This window comes from Agromyces sp. P1_H4, from assembly GCF_056405255.1.
In genome coordinates this window covers 1-3658 of record NZ_JBFUCL010000366.1, presented here as the reverse complement: position 1 = coordinate 3658, position 3658 = coordinate 1, and the positions used below count along the sequence as shown (strand labels likewise).

Sequence of the window (3658 nt, the reverse complement as noted above, 5' to 3'; positions counted from 1 at the left end):
CTCGAGGCACGAGAACGGGAGGAATCGTGACCGAAGGCACCGTCACCGCCACCGCGGGCAGCGCGACACGCACCCGCACCATCACGGGAGCCGTGCTCGAGGAGCTCGGTCGGGGGCGCCCCTTCGCGGCGTCGCGACCGATCACGGTCGGCGAGCTCGAGCTCGACCCGCCCGGCCCCGACGAACTGCTCGTGCGGATCGAGGCGGCCGGCGTCTGCCACTCCGACCTGTCGGTGGTCGACGGCAACCGGCCGAGGCCCGTGCCGATGCTGCTCGGCCACGAGGCCGCCGGCATCGTCGAGGGGGTCGGCGTCGCGGCATCCGCTGCGGGCTTCGCCGTCGGCGACCGGGTCGTCACGGCGTTCCTGCCGCGGTGCGGCGAATGCGACGGATGCCGCACCGGCGGCGTCATGCCGTGCACGCCGGGGACCGCGGCGAACACCGCGGGCACGCTCTTCGACGGCGGCATCCGACTGCGCCGCGACGGGCGGCCCGTGCACCATCACCTCGGCGTGTCGGGCTTCGCCACGTACGCGGTCGTGGACCGACGCTCGGCCGTGGTCGTCGGCGCCGACGTGCCGCCCGACATCGCGGCCGTGCTCGGCTGCGCCGTGCTCACCGGCGGCGGCGCGGTCGTGAACGCGGGTGCCGTGCGTCCCGGCGAGGACGTCGTGGTCGTGGGCCTCGGCGGCGTCGGCATGGCCGCGCTCATCACCGCGGTGTCGCTCGGCCACGGACGCGTCATCGGCGTCGATGCGGTGCGGTCGAAGCTCGACCGGGCACGCGAGCTCGGGGCATCCGCGGCGTTCACGCCCGACGAGGCGATGGCGGCGGGAGTCCGGGCGGCGGTGGCGGTCGAGGCGGCGGGGCACCCGCGAGCCTTCGAGACCGCGTTCGAGCTGACCGCACCGGGCGGGCGCACGGTGACCGTCGGCCTGCCGTCGCCGGCCGCGCGGGTGGAGCTCTCGCCGCTCACGATCACCGCCGAGGCGCGCACGATCGTGGGCAGCTACCTCGGCTCGGCGGTCCCGTCGCGGGACATCCCGCGGTACGCCGAGCTGTGGCGGCAGGGTCGCCTGCCCGTCGAGGCGCTGATCTCGTCGCACATCGCGCTCGACGAGGTCAACGAGGCGATGGACACCCTCGCCGGCGGCGCGGCGATCCGGCAGGTCATCCGGTTCTGAGCGGCCGGCCACCGGCGCCTGCGGCATCCGTTGCCGGGCGGTTGCCGCGAACGTATCGTGGGAGGCGCGGGAGCCGGTCGGCTCGCCCGCACCGAGCGCACTCCGCGTCGACGAGGTCGGGAGGGGCACATGGCGACGATCGCCTGGATCGGCCTGGGACACATGGGCGGCCCGATGTCGGGCAACCTCGTCGCCGCCGGGCACGAGGTGCGCGGGGTCGATCCCGACGCCGCCTGCCGGGATGCAGCCGCCGCCCGCGGCGTGCAGGTCGTCGCGTCGATCGCCGACGCGGTGGCGGGTGCCGATGCGGTGTTCACGTCGCTGCCGCGCGGCGAGCACGTTCGCGAGGTGCTCGGCGGCGAGGCAGGGGTGTGGGCGACGRCGCCGAYGAGCGCGCTGCTGCTCGACACGTCGACGGTGGACGTCGAGACTTCCCGCTGGAGTCACGAGGAGTCGGCGGCCCGCGGCTTCCGGTTCGTCGACTCGCCCGTGTCGGGCGGCATCGCGGGCGCCACGGCCGGCAGCCTCACGTTCATGCTCGGCGGCGAGGATGCAGCCGTCGCCGAGGCCGCCGCGCTCGTCGAGCCCATGGCGGGGCACGTCTTCCCGGTCGGCGGGCCGACCATGGGCATCGCGGCGAAGCTCGCGAACAACCTCATGCTCTTCGTGTCGCTGCTCGGCGTCGCCGAGGGCTCGCAGCTCGCAGCGCACCTCGGACTCGACGCCGAGACGTTCTTCCGGGGCGCGTCGGTGTCGTCGGGCGACTCGTGGCCGCTGCGCACCTGGTATCCGGCGCCGGGCGTCGTCGCCACGAGCCCGGCGAACCGCAACTTCGACGCCACCTTCACGACCGTGCTCGCCGAGAAGGACCTGTCGTTCGCGCTCGCAGCGGGGGAGGAGGCCGGCCTGCACCTGCCGGCGGCGCGCATCGCGCTCGACCAGTTCGAGCGCCTCATCGACGAGGGCTACGGCGGCAAGGACTGCAGCCTCATCGTGAAGTACGCCTCGGCCGACGGCACGGTCGCCGGGTTCGATCCCGACGCCTGAGGATCGACGGATGCCGCGCCAGTGCGCCGGTATCAGCCCCGCTGCACTGCGGCGATCACGTCGGTGAGACGGTCGCGCAGGGCGGCGAGCTCGCCCATGCTCATGCCGAGCCGATCGACGACCTGCGGCGGGATGCCGAGCGCCTGCTCGCGCAGCGCGCGACCTGCATCCGTCAACGCCACGTCGAGGGCGCGCTCGTCACGGGCGTTGCGCTCGCGGGTCAGATAGCCCTGGGCCTCGAGCCGCTTCAGCAGCGGCGACAGCGTGGCCGGCTCGAGCTGGAGCGCATCGCCCAGGTCACGCACCGTGCGCGGGCTGCGGCCCCAAAGGGCGAGCATCACGAGGTACTGCGGGTGCGTGAGGCCGAGCGGCTCGAGAATCGGCCGGTAGACGCCGATGACGCCCCGGGCGGCCACGGCCAGCGCGAAGCAGACCTGGTTCTCGAGGGCGAGCAGGTCGTCGGATGCCGCGCCGTCGACAGCTGCGGTCACTGCTGCGGTTGCGGTGGCGGCGGGTCGATYGTCCATGGCTCCAGTATGCGGTGTGAGCGAATAGTTAGTACACTAATGATTATGACACGACGCACCCGCTCCGATCGACCAGGCGGGCGCGGCTACGCCGGCCTCATCGAACGGCTGAACGCGCGGCTGCTGCCCTGGATCGGCCCGCCGCCGCTGGGACCCTACGACGAGGAGCCGGCGCCGAACCGCGCCGCCGCCTGCCCGCTGTGCGGCGCGGCCATGTCGGAGCACCACATCGACCGCTCGTTCGAGCGCACGCAGCTGCGCTGCCCGTAAGCGCGGGCGGCACCCCGCTCGCAGCGCGGGCGGGGGTCCGCTCCCCGCCCGGTCCGTCCGCTCGCGGCCCGGCCCATCGCCACCGCTAGGACCGCGCCACCGCCAGGCGCCGCAGCACCCACCGCTCGTACTCCGCCCACGGATCGTCGACGCCGGCGGCCAGCTCGGCGACGTGCTCGAGCAGCGCGTCGTGCACCGCGAACCACTCGGTGCCCGGATACCGGTGCGCGGCGAACTGCGCGTGGCGTCGCTGCTCGAGCAGGCGCCCGCCGCGCTCGAATGCGAGCACCTCGTCGTGCGGCAGCACCGCGAGCCGCATGCGCGGGTTCACGGAGGTGCCGATCTTGATCTGGTCGCGGTAGCGGATGTAATAGACGACCTCGACGCGCGGCCGGTCGAGCTCGTCGTCGGGCACATCGCCCACCCGCCACTCGCACTCGGCGCAGACCCACCCCGACGGGTAGCGCACGCCGACGTTCGACCCGCAGGCCCGGCACGGCGACGGCAGCACGTCGGTCACCCCGGCATCGCGGCTGACCCAGTCGTACGCCTCGAGCAGGTGCTCGCGACAGAGCCCGAGCGGCGTCTCGGCGAGCAGGTGCTCGCGACAGAGCCCGAGCGGCGTCTCGG

General features: G+C 74.1%; 5 protein-coding genes. 3 read left to right on the top strand and 2 right to left on the bottom strand.

Annotated features, from left to right (window positions below; genetic code table 11):
- Positions 1-80 precede the first annotated feature (80 nt).
- Together AC1DY2_RS17185 and AC1DY2_RS17180 are read left to right on the top strand one after the other, a co-directional pair.
- The gene (locus AC1DY2_RS17185) at positions 81-1184 is read left to right on the top strand and encodes an alcohol dehydrogenase catalytic domain-containing protein (protein WP_476763520.1); all 1104 of its coding nucleotides are present in this window, start codon (positions 81-83) and stop codon (positions 1182-1184) included.
- A gap of 129 nt (positions 1185-1313) precedes the next feature.
- Positions 1314-2231 (top strand): NAD(P)-dependent oxidoreductase, encoded by a 918-nt coding sequence (locus AC1DY2_RS17180; RefSeq protein WP_476763519.1) that lies wholly within the window; start codon positions 1314-1316, stop codon positions 2229-2231.
- A 32-nt stretch (positions 2232-2263) separates the two neighbouring features.
- Here AC1DY2_RS17180 and AC1DY2_RS17175 read toward each other — a convergent pair whose 3' ends face one another.
- Positions 2264-2758, bottom strand: coding sequence for a MarR family winged helix-turn-helix transcriptional regulator (locus AC1DY2_RS17175; protein ID WP_476763518.1), 495 nt, complete (start codon positions 2756-2758; stop codon positions 2264-2266).
- A gap of 45 nt (positions 2759-2803) precedes the next feature.
- On the opposite strand from AC1DY2_RS17175, the gene AC1DY2_RS17170 reads away from it, so the two are divergent.
- Positions 2804-3028 (top strand): hypothetical protein, encoded by a 225-nt coding sequence (locus AC1DY2_RS17170; protein ID WP_476763517.1) that lies wholly within the window; start codon positions 2804-2806, stop codon positions 3026-3028.
- Positions 3029-3113: 85 nt separating this feature from the next.
- Here the strand turns inward: AC1DY2_RS17170 and AC1DY2_RS17165 are convergent.
- Positions 3114-3658, bottom strand: a 545-nt coding sequence (locus AC1DY2_RS17165) for a GIY-YIG nuclease family protein (protein WP_476763516.1), incomplete at its 5' end; no start/stop codon positions are given.

What these genes read in the sequence shown, in the direction of transcription:
- AC1DY2_RS17170 (WP_476763517.1), top strand. Translation starts at nt 2,804, where the DNA reads ATGACACGACGCACCCGCTCCGATCGACCAGGCGGGCGCGGCTACGCC.